We start from the raw sequence: 20,258 nt of genomic DNA on the forward strand, positions 1-20,258 counted from the left end.
TTATAAAAAAATAACGGATAAGTGATTAATCGACTTATCCGTTTTATCTGTTATTCGAAAATCCAACTTGTTAGATTATTTATAATTAATCGCTGTTGGCTTATCTAACATAATTTCTGTTTTCGCTGGCTCTGTTTGTGCAATCACTTTACCGTGGCGAATTGAATAACGTACAGGTACTTGACGGCGTAAGGCATCAAATCCATTATCTGCGGGCAAAATAATAAAGTTTGCACTATTTCCTATTTCAACACCGTAATCCGTTAAGACCAATGTTTTCGCACTATTATGACTAATTAACTGTAACCCATTATCAATTTGACCATAGCCCATTAATTGGCAAACATGCAGTCCCATATGTAAGACTTGAAGCATATTTGCTGTGCCTAATGGATACCAAGGATCAAAAACATCATCATGACCAAAACAAACATTAATATTACTTTCTAGCATCTCTTTTACACGAGTAATACCGCGACGCTTTGGATAAGTATCAAAACGACCTTGCAAGTGAATATTAACTAAAGGATTCGCCACAAAGTTAATACCAGACATTCTTAATAAACGGAATAAACGCGAAGTATAAGCCCCATTATAAGAATGCATTGCGGTTGTATGACTTGCTGTTACTCTTGAGCCCATATTTTCTTTATGTGCTAAAGCGGCAACAGTTTCAACAAAGCGAGATTGTTCATCATCAATTTCATCACAATGAACATCAATTAAGCGATCATATTTTTGTGCTAATGCAAAGGTTTTATGCAGTGATTCAACACCATATTCACGCGTAAATTCAAAGTGAGGAATAGCACCGACAACATCAGCGCCTAATTTTAATGCTTCTTCTAATAAAGCTTCACCATTAGGGTAAGACAAAATACCTTCTTGTGGAAAAGCAACAATTTGCAAATCAATCCAAGGTTTAATTTCTTCTTTCACTTCCAGCATGGCTTTTAATGCTGTCAGCGATGGATCCGAAACATCAACATGGGTTCTAACATGTTGAATACCATTAGCAATTTGCCATTGAAGCGTTTGCCATGCACGTTGTTTAACATCATCATGAGTTAACAGCGCTTTTCTTTCAGCCCAACGCTCGATACCCTCAAATAATGTTCCCGATTGATTCCAATTCGGTTGCCCTGCTGTTTGTGTTGTATCTAAATGAATATGAGGCTCAACAAAAGGAGCATGAACTAAACCACCTTGCGCATCTAATGCTTCAGGATGAAAGTTATTCTCAGGTTGTGGCTCTATCGCTTCAATTTTATTGTTTTTAAGCGTAATGCGCCACAAACCCTCTTTTCCAACGAGACGAGCATGATTAATTTGTTCGATATTCTTACCCAGCATGACTTATCTCCGCTTGTCGAGCTGTACGACGATTTAATATTGGATTTAACACAGCGTAACTAATTGCACCACCTAATACTGCGTTAACAGGTACGATACCTGGTAACCAGTGCCCCGCGGCAATACCAATTGCAACAGCCAGTAATGCGACCCAGTTAACTGATTGCATTTTATCTGCATTGAAGGTGCTATAACGATCTTTATTCATCAGATAATCTGCAATGATAACACCACCTACTGGTGGAATTGCGGCAGATAAAAAGGTTAACCAGCCAACAAAGTTATTATAGAGCCATAATGCACACAGTGTACCGACAATGCCATTTATCACTGAAAGCTTTTTGCTTGATAAGCCTGTAATATTGGCAAATCCTAATCCAGAGGCATATAACGCATTATCATTGGTTGTCCAAATATTTAAGCCTAATACGACAATCGCTGGAAGTAATAATCCTTGCGCAATCATCACATCAGAAATATCTGCCATTCCCAATGAAGCGGCACCTGCTGCACCAAAGACAAACATCAATGTATTGCCTAAAAAGAACGCAACAATTGCGACAACCACTGCAACTTTAGGGTTTCGTCCAAAACGGACAAAGTCAGCTGTAAGCGTTCCCGCACTAATAAACGATCCGACAACCATCGCCAGCGCTAAATTGAAATCTAATGGCTGAGTTGGTTTAACACCCATTAACGTTGAAAGCCCGCCCATATCATGTATGGCAAGATAAACAGAGTAACTGCCAAGGATGGCGATTGCTGGAACAGCAATGATAGAGAGAACGGTGAGAGCGGAAATACCGAAGAATACAGTGATGGTCATTAAAATGCCGGAAACGGCGATGAGGAGATTAATATCAATACCAGTGGCTTTTCCTACCGGGATGGCAAACATTGCCACACCCACACCAAACCAACCAACTTGAGTACCACCGAGTAAAAATGAGGGAAGCCAAGAACCTTTAATACCGAAAGAGTAACGCGCGAGGAGATGAGTGGTAAGACCTGTTTTTGAACCAATAAAACCAAGAAATGCGGTGTAGATACCAAGAAGAAGATTACCAATTAGAACTGCGAGGAAGAAATCATTGAAGGAAAGACCAGTACCAAGAGCGCCGCCAGTCCACATACTGGCTGAAAAAAACGTTAATCCCAACATCACAAAGGTTAACGCCAATCCACCCTTTCTTGCGGATATGGGCACAGGGCCCTGACTATAATTGTTGTCCTGAGACACTTTAACCTCCTATTCATTTCACCTAGCCAAAAAAATCTGACGAATTCTATCTACATAAAAATATTATGCAAACGTTTTCGTTGTCTGTTTATTATAATTAATGGAACGCTTTATTTAAGGAGAGTTGATGTTCATCACAAAAATAGGAGAAAAATCGTTATTGTATTTGAAGTTATCTAATTTTATAGAATGGATTTTTAAGAAAGAATTTCTTTAGAGAAATTAATGATAATATTCTTTATCTTTTAAACCATGTTCATTTTTAAATCATAACGTTTATTTTAGTCATATTTTAATTACGCCAAAAGGAAGCAGATAATAAAACAAGTAGCGTATAAATTTCTAATCGACCAAGTAACATAGCAAGACACATTAAATATTTTGCACTGTCGGTAATTTCACCAAAACCAGCAACTGTTTCACCAAATCCCAATCCCATATTATTTAAACATGCTGCCACCGTAGCAAAAGCTGTAATTAAATCGTAGCCCATCATGCTTAAACACCAAATAAAAAAACAAGCGCAGAGTGTATAAAGAAAAAAGAAACTCCAAACGGAATTAAGGAGTCGAGAAGTTATAATACTGTCGCCGACACGAACGGAACTCACTGATTTTGGATGAATTAATTGATGAATTTCTTGGCGACTCTGTTTATAGAGAATTAAAAATCGAATAGCTTTAATTCCACCACACGTCGAACCAACACAACCACCAAAAAAACTAGAAAATAGTAAGAGAACAATAATATGTTGTGGCCATTGAGCATAATCTGCTGTTGCAAGCCCGTTGTCAGTGATCATCGAACTGGTTAGAAAAAAAGAATGAATAAAAGCATCTGGGAATGAATACATATTACTGCGCCATGTTTCAAATGTGATCAAACCGATAACTAGCAATGCCACTGTAATAAAAAAACGAAACTCTGGATTGGTTAATAATGGTCGTAAACTAAATTTAGCTAAGGATGCAAAATAGAGGGTAAAATTGACTGCTGAAAGGAGTGAAAATAGCCCTGCAACAAATTCAATTTTTGCGCTATTAAAATAGCCAATGCTTTCGCTATATGTTGAAAATCCGCCTAAAGACACAGTCGATAAACCATGACAAAGCGCATCAAAAAAAGACATTCCCGCTATTTTAAACGCGATAATACATAAACTACCTAGCAGAATATAAGTAAACCATAAATTACGAGCTGTACTTGCTAAGCGAGGCGTTAACTTTTCTTCTTTAAATGGCCCAGGCATTTCAGATTGATATAATTTCATGCCCCCAATGCCTAATAAGGGAAGAACGGCAACAGCCAGTACAATAACACCTAATCCTCCAACAAAATTTAACTGTGCGCGATAGTAAAGAATAGATTTAGGTAAATCAGTCACATTGTGAAAAACAGAAGCGCCTGTGGTTGTTATCCCTGACACCCCTTCAAAAAGCGCATCAACAAAGCGCATATTAAGTTGCTCATTCAGCCATAAAGGTAATGTGCTAATTAAAGAAAATAACAACCAAAACAAGGCAATAATAATAAATCCATCTCGTGTTTTCAGCTGAATATCTTTTATTTTTGTTTTCAGCCAAATAAATAAACCTCCACAAAAAAAGATAAAAAAACACAATGCAAAAGAAAATAGACTTTGCTCTTTTTCATATAGCGCAACCAACATAGGCGGTATCATTGTTAAGCTATAAAGAACAATGAGAAAGCTACAAAGATGCACAATGATTTTAAAATGATTAGATACACGCATAAATGATGATGCCCATATTCGCGATTTAGTCCGCTACATTAAATGTTCAAAATTGACATAATTCAGTATGGCTTATCATTATCAATAATTTTTCTTTTTATTTTAAATTGATAACTGACAAGTTTACTCCCTACTCATTCTTTTTTTCAATGACAGAACTTTTCCCTAACCCCCAAAAATGAATTTATAGTCACAAATACAACATAATTATTTACTTCTGTCTTTTTTTTAGTAATCTATAAGAACTAATAAAACATAGAATAATTTACTTGGGAAACATAACATGAATCGTCGGTCATTTTTAACTTCATCCAGCTTAGTGATTGGTGGTCTTTCATTAAGTTCATTTGTTAGCTCTGCCTATGCCAATGAAACACTAAAAAATAAATTGGTATTTAATGCAGAAAATCCGTTACTGCTAAATTTTAATGAAAATTCACTTGGTATGTCGCAAAAAGCGAAACAGGCTATTATTGATGCTTTACCTAATGCCTTTAGATATCCAGACGATGCGCGTAGCTCATTAATTAGCGAATTAGGGAAAGAATTTAAACTTTCAGATAAGCACATCACCTTGGGAAATGGCTCATCTGAGACAATTCAAGCAGCCGTACAGTTTGTGGCAAATAAAGCACAAAAAGAAGGTAAAGCGGTTCAACTTATTGTTCCTGATCCAACATTTAACTATGCCGAACTTTATGCAGAACCTTTAGGCGTAAAAATCGTTAAAGTACCCGTTGATAAAACACTGGCGTTTGATTTAGCAACCATGCAGAAAAAAGCGCAAGAGTTTGATGGTATTAGCATGGTATATTTATGCAATCCGAATAACCCAACAGCGATGTTAACGCCGACGGCTGCATTGACGAATTGGATAAAATCAGCCAAAGAAAATGTCTTTTTTATTATTGATGAAGCTTATGCGGAATTTGCTTCAACGCCTGAATTTACCAGTGCGATTACATTAGTTGAAGCGGGTTATAAAAACCTAATTGTTGCACGTACTTTCTCAAAAATTTACGCATTAGCAGGGCTTCGTGTGGGTTATGGTGTTGCTGTACCTGAGGTTATTACCAATGTTGATGTGTTTGTTTCCATTGATAATACCAACACTGCGGGTGCTGTTGCTGCATTAGCCTCATTAAAAGATAAAGCTTATGTGGAATATAGCCGTAAATCGATTGATGTTTCTCGTCAAATGGTTGTTGATGTCTTAAAAGAGCTGGATATTGAATATGCACCTTCTTATGCAAACTTTATATTCCATAAAGTGAAAGGCGATGTAAAAACCTATCAAAACAGAATGAAAGAAGCGAATATTATGGTTGGTCGTGAGTTTCCACCTGCTTTGGGTTGGAGCCGTTTAACTTTAGGCACACCAGAAGAGATGAGCTATTTTGTTTCTACATTAAAAGCCTTTAGAACTAAAGGTTGGATTTAATCTGATTTGGTGATCTTTCGATCCGTTAATAAATAGAATGCCCTTGAAAATAAAACTTCAAGGGCATTTTTTCTACTTTACTTAATCATTCAATCGCCTTAAAGCGGATCAACTTTTAAGCAAGAGACTGCATGGCGAAAGCTCCCTTCTAATAAAGGGCGTGTTTTGGCACATTCTTCATCTGCCATCGGACAACGTGTACGGAATATACAGCCTGATGGTGGATTAATCGGAGAAGGCAATTCCCCTTCCAATAAATCAATATGCTTATTGCGCTCTTTATCAGGATCAGGAATAGGCACCGCTGACATCAACGCTTTGGTATAAGGGTGTAATGGATGATGATAAACTTCATCATACGTTCCTAACTCCACTGCATGCCCTAAATACATCACCAATACACGATCTGAAATATGTTTTACCACCGCTAGATCATGGGCAATAAAGATTAAAGATAATCCCATCTCTTTTTGAATATCTTTCAGCAAGTTAACCACTTGAGCCTGAATTGATACGTCTAATGCTGAAACGGGTTCGTCACAAATCACTAATTTAGGTTCTAAAATTAACGCGCGAGCAATACCGATACGTTGGCATTGTCCACCTGAGAATTCATGTGGGTAACGGTTGATTAAGTTTGGCAATAATCCGACTCGCATCATCATTGCTTTCACTTTTTCAACAACTTCAGCCTGTTTCATTTTAGGGTGATAGGTTTTAAGCGGCTCCGCAATAATATCACCAATGGTCATTCTTGGGTTTAAGGAAGCCAGCGGATCTTGGAAAATCATCTGGATATCTTGGCGAATATCGCGCCATTGTTTATTTCCCATTCCCAATAAATTATTGCCTAACCAAGAGACTGTACCACCAGAGGCTTTAACTAAACCAATAATGGCGCGAGCAAAAGTCGATTTACCACAACCAGATTCACCAACAACCCCTAATGTTTCACCTTCATATAAGCGTAGTGTGACACCATCAACGGCTTTTAGGCTTTTTTTCGCTTTCCAAAACCACTGTTTATTATCTTGAACATCGAAATAAACTTTTAAGTCATTCACTTCAAGAATAACTTTTCTATCTTGTAACATGGCTTGAGTCATACCAATTCCTCCACCGCTTTAAAACAGGCTCGTAGTCGGCCTTGTGCGAATTGCTCTAATTGAGGTTCACTCGTTAAGCATTGCTCTGTTGCATACTGGCAACGAGGTTGGAATGGGCAGCCTTTTGGTAAACGTAATAAATTAGGCGGATTTCCCGGAATGGTTGCGAGTCGTTCATCTTCACCGTCTAAGCGAGGAACAGCCTGTAACAATCCGATAGAATATGGATGTGATGGTTGATAGAAGATATCACGCGCTTTACCGTACTCCATGGTACGTCCTGCGTACATCACCAACACTTTATCGCAGATACCCGCAACAACCCCCAAGTCATGAGTGATCATAATAATCGCAGTGTTTAAATCACTCTTAAGCTCATTGAGTAAGGTCATGATTTGCGCTTGAACCGTCACATCAAGTGCGGTTGTCGGTTCATCAGCAATTAAAAGTTTAGGCTTACACAGCAATGCCATTGCAATCATGACTCGTTGGCGCATACCGCCTGAAAACTCATGAGGATACATACTCATTCGTTTATGAGCTTCTGGCATTTTTACTGCATCTAACATGCGTACTGATTCTGCATAAGCATCATTCTTACTCATGCCTTTATGAAGCATTAATACTTCAATAAGCTGCGAACCAACTTTCATATACGGGTTTAATGAAGTCATTGGATCTTGAAATATCATAGATATTTCTTCAGCGCGCATTTTATTTAATTCACTTTGGCGAAGGTTTAAGATCTCACGACCATTAAAGTTTGCGCTACCCGCTGTGCGACCATTTTTCGCTAATAATCCCATTAATGCGAATGCCGTTTGGGATTTACCTGAGCCAGATTCACCAACGATCCCGAGGGTTTCACCTGCGGATAATTCAAAGTTGAGCTTATTAACTGCGGTAACATCACCATCCGGTGTACCGAAAGTCACACAGAGATCTTTAACACTTAATAACGACTTGTTTGTTGTATTTGTCATTTTGTTCTCCTTAACGATCTTTCGGGTCTAATGCGTCACGTAAGCCATCACCGATAAAGTTAAAGCAAAACAGTGTGACAACTAAGAACGAAGCCGGGAAAAGTAACAACCAAGGAGAAACTTCCATTGAGTTTGCACCATCACTTAATAGTGCTCCCCAACTACTTAATGGTTCTTGCGTTCCTAAACCTAAGAAGCTTAAGAAGGATTCAAATAAAATCATACTAGGGACTAATAAAGAGGCATAAACCACAACAACACCCAGTACGTTAGGTACGATATGTCTTAACACGATATTGCGTGATGACACACCACAAACTAATGCAGCTTCAATAAACTCTTTACGTTTTAAACTTAAGGTTTGTCCTCTTACAATACGCGCCATATCGAGCCAAGATACCATCCCGATAGCAACGAAAATCAGTAAGATATTTTGACCAAAGAATGTCACTAATAAGATAACAAAGAACATAAATGGAAATGAGTTTAGGATTTCCAGTAAACGCATCATCACAGAGTCAACACGTCCACCAATATAGCCCGCCATTGCGCCATACAGTGTACCAACAATAACGGCAACAAAAGCAGCCGCTATACCGACCATTAATGAAATACGTCCACCAATCGCAACACGGACTAATAAGTCACGCCCAGATGAGTCAGTACCAAAATAGTGAGAAGAGGCAAAATCAGGTGCCATTGACATCATCTCCCAATCGGTATCGTCATAGACAAAAGGCGATAACATTGGGGCAAAAATGACAAATAATAAAATAAAGAAAAGTAATATAAGGCTCGTAATCGCCGCTTTATTGTGCATAAAACGACGACGAGCGTCTTGCCATAAACTACGGCCTTCAATATCTAGCTGCTCCGAGAAATTCCCCAGAGCTTCGCTGTTTTCCTTCAGTGATAACATAACGCGCTCCAGTATCTATTAGTAACGAATTTTCGGATCAATAACGGCATATAAAATATCGACAATCGCATTAAAGAAAATTGTTAATGCACCTACGATAATGGTTAAGCTTAATACCAATGAGTAATCTCGGTTTAAAGCACCATTAACGAATAATTGTCCGATACCTGGCAATCCAAAGATGGTTTCAATAACCATTGAGCCCGTAATAATACCGACGAATGCAGGCCCCATATAAGAGATAACAGGTAGCAACGCAGGTTTTAAAGCATGACGCAACACAATTCTTTTCATCGGCAAGCCTTTCGCTTTTGCCGTTCTGATAAAGTTTGAGTGTAATACTTCAATCATTGAACTACGGGTAATACGCGATATACTGGCAATATAAGAAAGCGACAGTGCAATCATTGGTAGCAACATATATTGCACCGCACCGCCATTCCAGCCACCAGCTGGTAGCCACCTTAAGGTAATGGCAAAAATAAGTACAAGCAGTGGTGCAACAACGAAACTCGGTATTACAACTCCCGTCATGGCAAAAGTCATGACGGTATAATCCCATTTGGTGTTTTGATTCAGTGCGGCTATCACGCCTGCCCCCACACCTAAAATCACGGCAAAAATAAATGCCGACAGCCCTAATTTAGCTGAAACAGGGAATGCTTTACCGACTAAGGTGTTTACACTGTAGTCTTTATATTTAAAAGAAGGCCCTAAATCCCCTTTCGACAATTGAATTAAATAATCGAAGTATTGTTTATAAATGGGATCATTTAAGTGATATTTCGCTTCAATATTTGCCATGACCTCTGGTGGAAGTTTCCTTTCCCCTGTAAAAGGGCTACCAGGTGCTAATCGCATCATAAAAAACGAAATTGTTATTAGAATAAATAGAGTCGGTATCGCTTCTAAAAAGCGACGAAAAATAAATTTGAGCATTGCCCGTTCCTATAACACAAACCTATTCAGGCGTGACGATAAAAAGACCTTGCCTTAAAAAAGACAAGGTCTCGCCCGATTACTTAGCAATAATGTACAAGTCTTTAGTATGTAAATTATCTAATGGATCTTTACCTGAATAACCACCCACATAAGGTTTAACTAAACGGGTGTTTACATAGTAGTAAAGTGGAACAATGGCCGAATCTTTATCTAATACGCCTTCAGCTTTTTGATAAATAGCGGCACGTTCGTCATCAGATTTCACACGTAAAGATTCTTTGATCAATGCGTCAAACTCTGTGTTTTTATAGTGAACAGTATTATTACTGCTGTAAGACAGCATCATGTTCAGGAATGAAGAAGGTTCGTTATAATCTGCACACCAGCCCGCACGCGCAACATCATAAGTTCCTTGGTGACGTGTATCTAAGAACGTTTTCCACTCTTGGTTTTCAAGAGACACATCTGCACCTAAGTTTTTCTTCCAAATTGAAGAAGCAGCAATTGCCACTTTTTTATGAAGATCTGAAGTATTGTACAGAAGTTTAAATTTCAGTGGGTTTGCTTTGTTATAGCCCGCCTCTTCTAACAATTGACGTGCTTTCTCATTGCGCTGTTCTTGTGTCCAAGTCGCAAACCATTCTGGTTTACTCTCTTTAATTCCGTCTGTAAATGGCGGAGTAAAACCGTAAGCGGGAATATCACCTTGGTTTTTCACTTTATAAGTGATGATATCTCTGTCCATTGACAGTTTCAGCGCTTCACGAACACGAGGATCATTAAACGGTGCTTTCTCATTATTAATTTCATAATAATAAGTACATAAATATGGGCTTATACGCAATTCATCTGGGATCTCTTTTTTTAGTTTTTGGAAAAGTTCGATCGGTAAATTGCTATATGTCATGTCGATTTCACCCGCACGATAGCGGTTTACGTCAGTGACTTCTGATGAGATAGGTAAGAACGTAACTTTATCAATAACAGTATTTTTGTTATCCCAATAAGTTGGGCTACGTTCTAAAACAATACGTTCGTTGACGGTCCAGTCTTTTAAATTATAAGCGCCGTTGCCGACGAAGTTAGCAGGTTGTGTCCATTTTTCACCAAATTTTTCAATTACTTTTTGGTTAACTGGCGACATGGAGGAGTGAGCTAATAATTTTGGTAAATAAGGCACTGCTTCAGATAAAGTGATTTCTAATGTGTTGTTATCTAATGCCTTAACACCTAATTCTGTGGCTTTTTTCTTACCTGCAATAATATCGTCAATATTCACGATATGCGCATATTGCAGATAGCTTTCATAAGGAGATGCAGTATTAGGATCCGCTAAACGTTGCCAGCTATAAACGAAATCTTGTGCTGTAACAGGTTCACCATTTGACCATTTAGCGCCTTCACGAATTTTGAATGTCCAAACAGTAAAATCTTTATTTTCCCAGCTGGTTGCAGAGCCAGGTAAAATTTCCCCATTTGGACCAACAATAGTAACGCCTTCGAAAAGATCACGCGCTAATGCAGACTCAGGTACACCTTCGATTTTATGAGGATCAAGTGATTGTGGTTCAGAGCCGTTATTACGTACGAGCACTTGTTTTTCAGCTAATTTTACCCCGTCTGGAACAACAGCGGCATTAGCCGTTAGCGCTGACAATCCAAAGATTGCGCTTATTGCAATCGCCAACGCACTCTTTTTAGTTAAATTACTCATCTTATAAAATACTCCCAGTTAGTGAGCTGGTTGTTAGACAACCATTCTGTGATGTTCAGTTGTGTTTTAGAACGGTTTACACAACTTATTGTTTTTACAAAAAATAAATCAATCTTGCTTATTTGCTATCAGTGCTTAATTGCCTGATAGCATTATAATTTTTTATGCCGCTATCTTTTTTGTGTAGCTTTTTATTGGTTAACTACTTTTTAAGTCACTTTTAATAATTCAAATCACACATAACTATAGAATATCGATAATTTACCAGTTTTAGTTATCTGCCTTTATAAAATAGCGCTTTAAGTCCGTATAATCAAAGGGGTCTTTGCCTGTAAATCCACCTACTTTTGGACTAACTAATCTAACACTGACTCGATAATAGACAGGTACTATCGCGGAGTCCTTGTCTAGCAAGGCTTCAGCGCGCTGATAGAGTTGATGGCGAGCCCCTTTATCAACAGCAATTGAGGCATTATTTAATGCATCATCGTAATCATTATTTTCATAAAAAACGGTATTCAGGCTACTTGTGGAAAGAAACGAGTTTAAAAACGAGGTAGGTTCATTGTAATCTGCACACCATGTTGCTCTCGCGACTTGGTAATTTCCTTGGTTACGGTTTTCTAATGCCGTTTTCCACTCTTGGTTTTGCAACGTCACATTGGCACCAATACTTTTTTTCCACATTGATGCTGCCGCTATTGCCTGCTGTTTATTTTGATCTGACGTATTGTAGAGCAAGGTAAAAGTCAGAGGATTTTGACCATCAAACCCCGCTTCTTTTAATAATTCACGCGCCCTTTCATTACGTTGCTGTTGTGTCCAATAAGCCCATTTAGGCGGTTTAAAATTACCATTGCCAATAAAAGAGGGAGTAAAAGAATAAGCCGGTATTTGTCCTTGTCCCATTATTTTTTCAGCAATGACTTCTCTATCAAGAGTCAATTTCACGGCTTCTCGAACACGAGGATCATCAAAAGGGGCTTTTTTATTATTTAATTCATAATAGAAAGTACATAAATATGGTGTGACATGTAAATTCTCTGGCTGCTCTTGCTTCATTTTTCTATAAAGAACAGGAGGAATAGCGCTATTAGTGATATCTATTTCACCGCTACGGTAGCGATTTATATCACTGGTTTCTGAACTAATTGGTAAAAATGTGGCTTGCTCAATAATGGTGTTTTTATTATCCCAATAAAGTGGATTTCGTTTTAAAGTCACCTTTTCATTCACCACCCAATTTTCAATAACATAAGCACCATTACCGACAAAGTTTTCAGGACGAGTCCAATTCACGCCATATTTTTCAACAATCTCTTTTTTAACTGGCTTTAACGGAGTGTGGCTGACCATATCGACTAAATAAGGGATTGGCTTGGTTAAATTGACTTGCAAAGTGTGAGCGTCTATCGCTTTCACACCTAATGTTTCAGGGGATTTTTTGCCACTAAGAATATCTGCAACATTTTCAACATAAGCATATTCGAGATAACTGGCATAAGGCGATCCTGTTTTAGGATCTACTACTCGACGCCAGCTATAAACAAAGTCTTCAGCTGTAACTGGTGTGCCATCACTCCACTTTGCGTCTTCTCGCAAATAGAATGTCCACACCTTGTTATCATTAGTTTCCCAGCGTTGTGCAACGCCAGGCATGCTTTCACCATTAGGTCCAACGTAGGTCAGCCCCTCTAATAAATTTAAAATAATATTAGTTTCTGGTGCGCCTTCTACTTTGTGCGGATCAAGTGATGAAACTTCAGTACCGTTATTAATCACAATATTCTGTTGTTTTGCCAGAATAGTACCTTCAGGAAGAGTGACGGCATGAGAAAAAAAGGAGGTTAATACAAGTGACATAATACTGAGTGGAAACACTGTTTTTAACGTAACTTTATTTTTCATGGGTACCTCTCCTAATAAACAATAATTTATAGCGGGGTCGCTCAATTAACGATATGTATCGTTGTTAAATTTTGATTGTAATATTTGTGGCTCTCAAACGTTTAAAGATATTAATAAGATAAAAATGATACCAACACTCTTCTTTTTTACACTTATCGTAAATTTTGTCAATTAATGCGGTATTCTTATCACTTAACTTTATTGAGCCCTCTAGAGTTCTATCCTGAGAAAATAAAAAATATATATCGAGAGAAGCAAAACAACAAATAAACATTAAATTAACATCATGCAAGTTTTATAGATAGAAAACCTACTTAGCTCACAAAATTAATATAATTAGGATGGGTTTTATCCGACTTGCAGAACTTTATGATGCTTTGTTTGTAAAGAGTTTCTCTTTGAAATTAATTAAAAATAACAATAAATTCATCTTTAGACTGAATAACGATTCTAGTCTAAACATATTTATAGATTATTAAATATTCAATTTTATTATTTGTTTTTAAATTTTAATCTAAATGTTTAATTGAAATGTAATTAAACAATTTTTCATTTATATTTCTATGTGTTAGATAAAAAAACCTCTTTAATATACATATCGAATATTAAAGAGGTTTTTAATTTTAAAATGATATCATCAATTCTTTTCAGCTATTTAGCCGATTTGGATTGAAACCATTGTAGCTTCTCATTCAGTGTGACAACCTCCCCCACAATAATCAGTGCAGGGCTTTCCATTGTTTCTGCCATCTCTGCCAGTTGGCGTAATTGACCAACAATCACTTTTTGTGTGGTTAAAGTGCCCTTTTCAATAATCGCAATCGGCATGGTTGCGCGCATATTTTGGCTAAGTAGCATTTGCTGAATATAACGGGCTTTACTTAATCCCATATAAAAGACTAACGTTTGGTTTTCTTGTGCAATACATTGCCATTCAGCCTCGTTTAATCCTTTGCCATGCCCAGTAATAAAGCGGACACTTTGTGCATAATCTCGATGCGTTAAAGGAATACCCGCATATGTTGTACAGCCTGAAGCCGCGGTAATACCGGGGATCACTGAAAAGGGAATATGATGTTCAATCAAGGCTTCTAGCTCTTCGCTACCTCGACCAAAAATAAAGGGATCACCTCCTTTTAATCTCACCACCCGTTTTCCTGCTACGGCTTCTTTGATTAAAATTTGATTGATTTCATCTTGAGGAACACAATGAAAACCCGCTTGCTTACCAACATAAATACGCTGTGCATCTCTGCGGACTAATGCCATTACCTCATCAGATACTAATCTATCGTAAACCACCACATCAGCTTGTTGACACTGCTGTAACCCTTTAATAGTCATTAGCCCAGCATCACCCGGCCCTGCTCCGACTAAAACAACACTGCCTTGAGGTTGCTGATTTTCAGATAATAGCGCGCTAATACGTTGCTCAATATCGCCGTCTCTTTGTGCTTCAATTTCAGCTTGTAATGATTTATCTGCAAAAAATTGCTCCCAGAAATAACGTCTTGCACTTATGGATGAAAAACGTTGTTTTACTTCTTCTCTTAATTTTCCCGCAAGTTTCGCTAATGCACCGAGATAATTTGGGAGTAGTTGCTCAATTTTTTCTCGCAAAATACGCGCTAGCACAGGGGCTTTTCCGCCCGATGAAATAGCCACCACAATAGGAGAACGATCGATAACAGAAGGCATAATAAAGCTGGCTTGTTCTGGTGAATCAACCACATTACAAAATATCTGTTTCTCTGTCGCGGATTGAAAAACCTGTTGATTCACTTGCTCACTATCTGTTGCCGCAATAACAAGCCACTTACTTGATAGATGATCCGCAGTAAATACACCAGTGATGCAGTTTAGTTTTTGCTCAGAATGCCACTGCATAAACTGCTCTGTAAACGAAGGTGCGATAACAGAAATAATAGCCCCCGCCTCCATAAGCAATCGGGCTTTACGTTCAGCAATCTCACCCCCTCCCACTAATAAACAAGGTTTATCTTTGAGCTGACAGAATATTGGAAAGTAATCCATATTCATTCCCCTATTTATTGAGATGATTCATTACGGCTACGTACGCTGACAGTATTGCCTTCAACCTTGACGTCAAAATGGGTGATCGAGAAACTCTCATCTTCAAGGCAAAAACCATCCGTTAAACGAAAATGCTGTTTTTTCAGCGGACTGACGATATACAACTCATTTTCATGTTCAGCGATCAGCCCTCGAGATAAAACACTCGAATGTGCAAAGGGATCTATATTGCTTAACGCATATAAACGTGCATCAGAATAAGGGCGAAATATGGCAACGTGATCTTGTTCCACCAGCGCACAAACACCTGTTCCTGGCGTAATGTCATCTAATTGGCAAACAGCTATCCATTGGCTCATGATTGCGCCTCCTCAGTGATCATTTTGATATCAATACGTTCATGTAAACGTGCGGGACGGTGTTGAAAACGTTCTTTTACCGTTTGTACAGTCGGATCAGGCATTGGATTATTAATAAAGTGGGCAAAACGTTTTAATGCTTTTGGAGAATCAACTGTTTCTTTCCATTCACAAGCGACACGTTCTTGTAAGGCTTTCAGTTCTTTTTCTAACTGTGCATTTAAGCCTAATTTGTCGTTAATAATGACATCACGTAAATATTCAATACCGCCTTCTAAATTATCTAGCCACACTGAAGTGCGTTGCAGTTTATCGGCGGTGCGAATATAAAACATCATAAAACGGTCGATATAATGTACTAAAGTTTCTTCATCGAGATCAGATGCAAAGAGATCACCATGGCGTGGTTTCATACCGCCATTTCCACCAAAATAGAGGTTCCAACCTTTATCTGTGGCGATAATCCCCACATCTTTTCCTTGCGCTTCAGAACATTCACGGGTGCAACCTGAGACACCAAATTTCATCTTATGAGGTGTTCTAATGCCTTTATAGCGATGCTCTAACGCAACCCCCAAACCGACACTATCACCGACGCCAAAACGACACCAACTGCTACCCACACACGTTTTTACCATGCGCAGTGCTTTCGCATAGGCATGACCTGTTTCAAAACCCGCAGCAATCAGTTTTTCCCAAATAGCGGGTAAATCCTGTTTATGCGCACCGAACATCGCCATGCGTTGCGAGCCAGTAATTTTGGTATATAGATTATATTCTTGAGCAATTTGCCCAATAGCAATAATGCCTGCGGGTGTAATTTCACCACCTGGAGAGCGAGGAATAATGGAATAAGTCCCATCTTTTTGCATATTTGCAAGGAAGTTATCATTAGTATCTTGCAGAGCAACTAAATCATCACGCAAGATATAATCGTTCCAACATGAAGCAAGCAATGAACCCACTGTTGGTTTACATATTTCACAGCCATAACCTTGACCATGTTTTTTCAACAATTCATCAAAACTTTTCAGCCCTTCTACGCGAATAAGATGATAAAGCTCTTGGCGAGAATAGTGAAAATGCTCACAAAGATGGTGATTAACTTCAATACCTTGTTTTGCTAATTCTGCATTTAAAACTTGAGTCACCAATGGAATACAGCCACCACACCCTGTGCCCGCTTTGGTTTCTGCCTTAATAGCAGCGACTGTATGACATCCTCGTTCAATTGCTTGAATAATGTCGCCTTTTGTCACATCAAAACAAGAGCAGATTTGTGCAGTTTCAGGCAAGGAATCAACACCAATTGCTGGCTTACTTCCTGCATGTGCAGGCAAAATTAAGGAGTCTGGATGCTCTGGTAATTCAATAGTGTTCAGTGATAGTTGCAAAAGATTGCCATAATCTTCTGTATCGCCTACTAATACTGCGCCTAGTAGGTATTTGTTATCTTCACTGACAATCAGGCGTTTATAAATTTCTTTGCCTTCATCGAGATAAATATAACTACGACACCCTTCTTGACGAGCGTGAGCATCACCGATACCGCCCACATCAACACCAAGAAGTTTTAATTTTGCGCTTAAATCGGCGCCTTGGAATACAGAGTGATGACCTAATAGATTATCAACCGCTACTTGCGCCATTTTGTAGCCCGGTGCAACTAAGCCGAACGTTTTATTTTGCCAAGATGCACATTCACCAATGGCGTAAATATCAGGATCGGTTGTTTGGCAATAATCATTAATAACAATACCGCCTCTTGGTGCGATATCTAAATCACATTGGCGAGCTAATTTATCTTTTGGGCGAATACCTGTGGAGAACACAATAAAGTCAACTTCAAGAGAAGTACCATCTGCAAATTGCAGTGTCTTACGTGCGCTTTCTCCCGTCGATAATATTTCTTGTGTATTTTTAGACGTATGCACTTTTACACCCATACGCTCTATTTTTCGCTTAAGTTGCTCACCACCTAATGCATCAAGCTGTTCTGCCATTAATGTTGGTGCAAACTCGATAACGTGAGTTTCAATACCCAAACTTTTTAGCGCACCAGCGGCTTCTAAACCTAAAAGTCCTCCACCAATCACCGCCCCTTTACGACTAATACGTGCGCAAGATTCGATTGCATTTAAATCTTCAATAGTCCGATAGACAAAGCAATCTGATGAGTTATTTCCCTTAATTGGAGGAACCCATGGATAAGAGCCCGTTGCCATCACTAACTTATCGTAACTAACACAACGCCCCGTATTAGTGTGTACCACTTTTTCGTCACGATTAATGGTAATAACACGCTCACCAATTAATACTTCTATTTGGTGTTTTTCGTAATAGCCTTGTTTAACTAAAGAGAGTTCTTCTGCGGTGTGATGGGAGAAATAAGAGGAGAGATGGACTCTATCATATGCAACGCGAGGTTCTTCACAAAAGACGACAATATTAAATTCTTCATTGCCACCTTTATCAATCAACTCTTCGATATAACGGTGCCCCACCATACCATTACCGATGATTGCGAGTGTTTTCTTGCTCATTTTTGCCTCAGATTTAAAGATTTCTAAGGCTAAAATACGAAACTACTCATAAGGGATATTGATGAATATCAAATACAGCTTAATCAATTCAGCTACTACAACTTAATAGTCAATGGGTTACTACTAAAGGAGTATTTCATCATCCTATTCTTGCGGTTAATTATTCTTCTACCATAATTAATTTTAGCCACTTATAACGAAGAGTTATATGTAAGCGTAATTAAAACTTTGCGCATTGGTCACGTTTTGCCTAAGTTAATTTCACAAAGTAATAACTAATAAGTTATTGACATAACGACTTTAGCTACACCGTTTCAGGGAGCGTCTCATGAAAGCAAAATTATTATCATTATTCGTTGTGGGTGCCCTTTCCGTACCGGCATTTGCAGCAACACCTGCTAATACATTAATTGTGGTACAAGGGCTTGATGATATTGTCAGCCTTGATCCTGCTGAAAGTAATGAGTTATCGAGTATTCAGACTGTACCGAGTTTATACCAACGTATTGTTCAACCTAATCGTGATAATCCAGAAATTAATGAACCCATTTTAGTTGAAAGTTGGCAAGCAAATCCTGAACAAAAAACAATCGTATTTAAAATTAAACCCAACGCAAAATTTGCATCGGGCAACGCTGTGCGTCCTGAAGATATTATCTTCTCTTATCAGCGTGCGATCACCATGAATAAATCACCTGCCTTTATTCTAAATGTCTTGGGTTGGAAAACAGATAACATCAATTCGTTGCTAAAAAAAATCAGTGATAACGAATTGGAAGTACGCTGGACTGCCGATGTCAGCCCTGATGTTGTGCTAAATATCCTTTCAACCCCGATTGCTTCTATTGTTGATGAAAAGCTGGTTTCTGCTCATGTTAAAAATAATGACTTTGGTAATAGCTGGCTAAAAATGAATTCAGCAGGAAGTGGTGCATACAAAATGCGCGCTTATCAACCGCGTCAAGCCATTGTGTTAGAAGCTAACCCACTTTCGCCAACTGGCGCGCCTAAAATGGCAAATATTATTATTAAAAACGTGCCTGATCCCGCATCTCGTCGCTTACTAATTGAAAAAGGCGATGCAGATATTGCACGCGAATTAGGCACAGACCAGACTGCTGCATTAGCAGGCAAAGCAGGGATCAAAATTTTAGATATCCCTTCTGCTGAACAAGTGTATATGGCGTTTAATACTGCCAGTGGAAATCCTGCACTGAGTAACCCTGCTTTTTGGGAAGCTTCGCGCTATTTAATTGACTACAAAGGTATTACTGAAGACTTAATGCGTGGTCAGTATTTTATTCACCAAAGTTTTTTACCTGTAGGTTTACCGGGCGCATTAAAAGATAATCCATTTACGTTTGATCCAGAAAAAGCCAAAGCAATTTTAGCTAAAGCAGGCATTACCAATGCACGCTTTACGTTAGATGTAGAAAATAAAGTCCCTTACATCACTGTGGCGCAATCCATTCAAGCAAGTTTTGCTCAAGCAGGTGTACAAGTTGATTTATTACCTGCTGCGGGTAGCCAAGTGTATAGTCGTGTGCGCGCTAAACAACATCAAGCAGCGATCCGCTTTTGGATCCCTGATTATTTTGATGCTCACTCAAATGCCAGTGCCTTTGCTTATAATGACGGACAATCCAACACTGTTGCTTGGTTAAATGGCTGGAAAATTCCTGAATTAAGTCAGCAAACATTGGCAGCACTTAATGAAGCGGACAAAACAAAACGTCAATCGCTCTATACTGAAATGCAAAAAGAGTTACAACGTAGCTCACCTTATGTGTTTATCGACCAAGGTAAAAACCAAATCGTCATGCGCGATAACGTCAAAGGTTATGCACAAGGTCTAAATGCAGATATGGTCTATTATGACAAAGTAACTAAGTAATATTTTTTCTGAAACCATCCACAGTCATGTTACTGTGGATGGTCTATTTTTTGTCATTTCACTAGGCTA

The 20,258-nt window shown here is 38.5% G+C and carries 14 protein-coding genes; 2 read left to right on the plus strand and 12 right to left on the minus strand.

What is annotated here, in order from left to right; all coding sequences use genetic code 11:
- Positions 1–75: 75 nt before the first annotated feature.
- The 3 genes from ACNART_RS02495 to ACNART_RS02505 all read right to left on the minus strand — a co-directional run bounded on the left by ACNART_RS02495 (position 76) and on the right by ACNART_RS02505 (position 4,346).
- On the minus strand, positions 76–1,353 hold the full coding sequence (locus ACNART_RS02495; protein WP_198619942.1) for a cytosine deaminase: 1,278 nt from the start codon (positions 1,351–1,353) through the stop codon (positions 76–78).
- Positions 1,343–2,593 carry a cytosine permease gene (gene codB / locus ACNART_RS02500; protein ID WP_198619941.1) on the minus strand — a complete coding sequence of 417 codons (1,251 nt, stop codon included), beginning with the start codon at positions 2,591–2,593 and terminating at the stop codon, positions 1,343–1,345. Before codB ends, ACNART_RS02495 begins: the two co-directional genes overlap by 11 nt.
- A 292-nt stretch (positions 2,594–2,885) precedes the next feature.
- Entirely contained in the window at positions 2,886–4,346 is a 1,461-nt protein-coding gene (locus ACNART_RS02505) for a TrkH family potassium uptake protein (RefSeq protein ID WP_198619940.1), read from the minus strand.
- Positions 4,347–4,629: 283 nt separating this feature from the next.
- On the opposite strand from ACNART_RS02505, the gene ACNART_RS02510 reads away from it, so the two are divergent.
- On the plus strand, positions 4,630–5,787 hold the full coding sequence (locus ACNART_RS02510; RefSeq protein ID WP_198619939.1) for a pyridoxal phosphate-dependent aminotransferase: 1,158 nt from the start codon (positions 4,630–4,632) through the stop codon (positions 5,785–5,787).
- 98 nt (positions 5,788–5,885) lie between these two features.
- Here ACNART_RS02510 and oppF read toward each other — a convergent pair whose 3' ends face one another.
- The 9 genes from oppF to nirB form a co-directional block, all read right to left on the minus strand.
- Positions 5,886–6,893, minus strand: coding sequence for a murein tripeptide/oligopeptide ABC transporter ATP binding protein OppF (gene oppF, locus ACNART_RS02515; protein ID WP_109372141.1), 1,008 nt, complete (start codon positions 6,891–6,893; stop codon positions 5,886–5,888).
- The gene (locus tag ACNART_RS02520) at positions 6,890–7,876 is read right to left on the minus strand and encodes an ABC transporter ATP-binding protein (RefSeq protein ID WP_368926612.1); all 987 of its coding nucleotides are present in this window, start codon (positions 7,874–7,876) and stop codon (positions 6,890–6,892) included. Before ACNART_RS02520 ends, oppF begins: the two co-directional genes overlap by 4 nt.
- 10 nt (positions 7,877–7,886) lie before the next feature.
- Positions 7,887–8,795: an oligopeptide ABC transporter permease OppC gene (gene oppC / locus ACNART_RS02525; RefSeq protein WP_100160272.1), complete on the minus strand. Its 909-nt coding sequence runs from the start codon at positions 8,793–8,795 to the stop codon at positions 7,887–7,889.
- Between the two features lie 18 nt (positions 8,796–8,813).
- Positions 8,814–9,734, minus strand: a complete 921-nt coding sequence (gene oppB / locus ACNART_RS02530) for an oligopeptide ABC transporter permease OppB (RefSeq protein ID WP_023581988.1) — start codon at positions 9,732–9,734, stop codon at positions 8,814–8,816.
- Positions 9,735–9,813: 79 nt separating this feature from the next.
- Positions 9,814–11,451, minus strand: coding sequence for an oligopeptide ABC transporter substrate-binding protein OppA (gene oppA / locus ACNART_RS02535; protein ID WP_109372137.1), 1,638 nt, complete (start codon positions 11,449–11,451; stop codon positions 9,814–9,816).
- Positions 11,452–11,721: 270 nt separating this feature from the next.
- A complete protein-coding gene (locus tag ACNART_RS02540) occupies positions 11,722–13,359 on the minus strand; it encodes an ABC transporter substrate-binding protein (protein ID WP_198632185.1) in 1,638 nt (545 codons plus the stop codon).
- A 651-nt stretch (positions 13,360–14,010) separates the two neighbouring features.
- On the minus strand, positions 14,011–15,393 hold the full coding sequence (gene cysG, locus ACNART_RS02545) for a siroheme synthase CysG (RefSeq protein WP_368926611.1): 1,383 nt from the start codon (positions 15,391–15,393) through the stop codon (positions 14,011–14,013).
- Positions 15,394–15,407: 14 nt separating this feature from the next.
- Positions 15,408–15,752: a nitrite reductase small subunit NirD gene (nirD, locus tag ACNART_RS02550; protein ID WP_198619934.1), complete on the minus strand. Its 345-nt coding sequence runs from the start codon at positions 15,750–15,752 to the stop codon at positions 15,408–15,410.
- Entirely contained in the window at positions 15,749–18,295 is a 2,547-nt protein-coding gene (gene nirB / locus ACNART_RS02555; protein ID WP_368926609.1) for a nitrite reductase large subunit NirB, read from the minus strand. Before nirB ends, nirD begins: the two co-directional genes overlap by 4 nt.
- Before the next feature lie 328 nt (positions 18,296–18,623).
- On the opposite strand from nirB, the gene ACNART_RS02560 reads away from it, so the two are divergent.
- Positions 18,624–20,189 carry an ABC transporter substrate-binding protein gene (locus tag ACNART_RS02560; protein WP_109372126.1) on the plus strand — a complete coding sequence of 522 codons (1,566 nt, stop codon included), beginning with the start codon at positions 18,624–18,626 and terminating at the stop codon, positions 20,187–20,189.
- The last annotated feature ends 69 nt before the right edge of the window (positions 20,190–20,258 follow it).

This window comes from Proteus sp. LHD240705, from assembly GCF_047921555.1.
Taxonomy (GTDB): domain Bacteria; phylum Pseudomonadota; class Gammaproteobacteria; order Enterobacterales; family Enterobacteriaceae; genus Proteus.